This is a genomic window from bacterium (assembly GCA_037131655.1).
Lineage (GTDB): Bacteria > Armatimonadota > Fimbriimonadia > Fimbriimonadales > JBAXQP01 > JBAXQP01.
On sequence record JBAXQP010000399.1, the window covers coordinates 1 to 2064 of the forward strand.

The 2064-nt window shown below is 41.9% G+C and carries 3 protein-coding genes; 2 read left to right on the forward strand and 1 reads right to left on the reverse strand.

Translation table 11 applies throughout. The features are described 5' to 3' along the window. Positions 1-619 (forward strand): hypothetical protein (locus WCO51_12910; protein ID MEI6514154.1); only part of this gene is annotated, 619 nt, incomplete at its 5' end. 110 nt (positions 620-729) lie between these two features. Here the strand turns inward: WCO51_12910 and WCO51_12915 are convergent. Then, complete coding sequence (locus tag WCO51_12915) at positions 730-1416, reverse strand: c-type cytochrome (GenBank protein MEI6514155.1); 687 nt, start codon at positions 1414-1416, stop codon at positions 730-732. 117 nt (positions 1417-1533) lie between these two features. Here WCO51_12915 and yihA point away from each other — a divergent pair. Then, positions 1534-2064 (forward strand): ribosome biogenesis GTP-binding protein YihA/YsxC (gene yihA, locus WCO51_12920; protein ID MEI6514156.1); only part of this gene is annotated, 531 nt, incomplete at its 3' end.

Here is a 2064-nt window from a genome sequence, read left to right on the forward strand (position 1 = left end):
ATCAATACTAGAAAAGATAGATGCTATTAGTGATGCCCTTGTTATTACATTCGATACAATTTCTCATGAAAGTGGATTCGCCGAAGAAACTTATATTCTGCCGAGCTATTATAATCACATTGAGCATAAGTTTGTTTCTATGCTTGAATTTTTTCAAAAATCATCAGTAGGATATTTGGCAACTAATTATTCTAAGGCCATAGCGCAGGAAACTCTACGAGCTATGCGCTTTGCTAAAACAATCGCTATTTCTCTAATGAGCGCAGATCCAACAGAACAAAGTCTTGCAATTGGTTTTGCCGCTGCTTCTAAAACGGTTGATCGAGCAGCTAGAAGAGTATTAGGAACAGAGGATGTTAGTTCAGACTCAGATAATTCATTAGATGAAACATCAAAACAAGCAATGCGGTTCAGTGCAGCTGAGATTAGTAGGATGGTTGAAAAAGCTGATGCAATTAGTTCGGGTCATGAGGCAGAATGCGACCAGAATCCTGTAAAGAGAGCTAAAAAAGAATTATGTGACATAGAGAAAGATCCATCACAAGTTCATCAAGGTGAAGCTGATGATGTAGAAGATAGCACGCTAGACTCCTCAGCTAGTGGCAATACTATAACTTAATAATAAATTATGTCTTGAAAAGATGTACCAGGTACGCTTGAGTTGTCCAAGTTATTTCGTGAAAGTTCCTTTGCGGGAAAGACAATATCATATTTGTCATGTACACGCTTCTATTCTAATCCTGCAATATAGTCTGCAACTTGTTTCATATCTTCTGGGTTTAGTTTGCTTGCGAGGGTGCGCATGATTTCTAAGGGATCAGATTGACGACTTTTGGTTTTGAACGCCATGAGCTGCTGTACCGTATAGTCAGCGTTTTGGTGAGAGATCAGGGGAAATCCCGCCTGGGCGTTGCCTCGGCCATCTGGCCCATGACAGGCAATACAAGCCGCAATATGCCGAAGGCTATCTCCTTGACGAAATAATTGTTCTCCCAGTGTGTGGGGGGGCTGGGTTTTTATGGCCGCAGCTACGGGTTGCTGGGCATAATATATAGCCAAATCCTCCATGTCTTGTTCCGTTAAGGACGAGACCATGGGTGACATGATAGCGGAGGGGCGCTTGTTCCCTGATTTGAATTGGCGCAATTGCTCAAGAAGATATCGAGCATGTTGCCCTGCAAGATTAGGCCACATAGGATTGGCACTGATGCCGGTTTCGCCATGACAAGCACTACAAATCATAGCTTTAGATTTGCCTGCAATGGGATCGCCTGTCGCCCATAAGCTCAAAGGAGCTGAAAGCAATAAAAAAAATACATAGGTAAGAACGTTATTGGTGATGAAACGCATAATAATTGGATAGTATGATGATATTTGAAGGTTGCTAAGGATACCATTTTTAAGGGTCTGCGTCACAAGATCAAATGATATCCCGATGCAAGGGGCATTCTCTGCTTTCGTGCATCAAAACTTGCACAGGGTTACGATGCGAGATATCATCCTCTCTCGTTATTCAATCGATATGTTATGCCCATGATAATCAATCCTTATAAGCAGGCTGAGTTTTTAAAAAGTGCTGCCAAAGTTGAGCAATTACCGGTTGATCTAGGGTATGAAGTTGCTTTTGCTGGGCGTTCAAATGCGGGAAAATCTTCCGCGTTAAATTGTTTAACAGCAAACGGACGTTTGGCGAGAACATCCAAGACCCCAGGACGTACCCAACTGATTAATTTGTTTACGGTAAAAGACGAACATCATCGTTTGGTGGATTTGCCTGGTTATGGCTATGCTAAAGTTGCGATGCAAGTGAAACTCGATTGGCAAAAAAACTTGGCACATTATCTTGAGGTTCGCGAAAGTTTACGCGGTTTGGTGGTCTTGATGGATAGTCGCCATCCACTGAAGGACGCTGATCAATTATTAATTCAATGGGCCGTAAATAGACAGTTACCGATTCATATCTTGCTCACCAAAGCCGATAAGTTAAGTAAAAGCCAAGTGCAGCAAGCGATTATTTTGGTTCGACAAAAATGCGGTCAATTATCTGGTGATTTTGAGTATTAT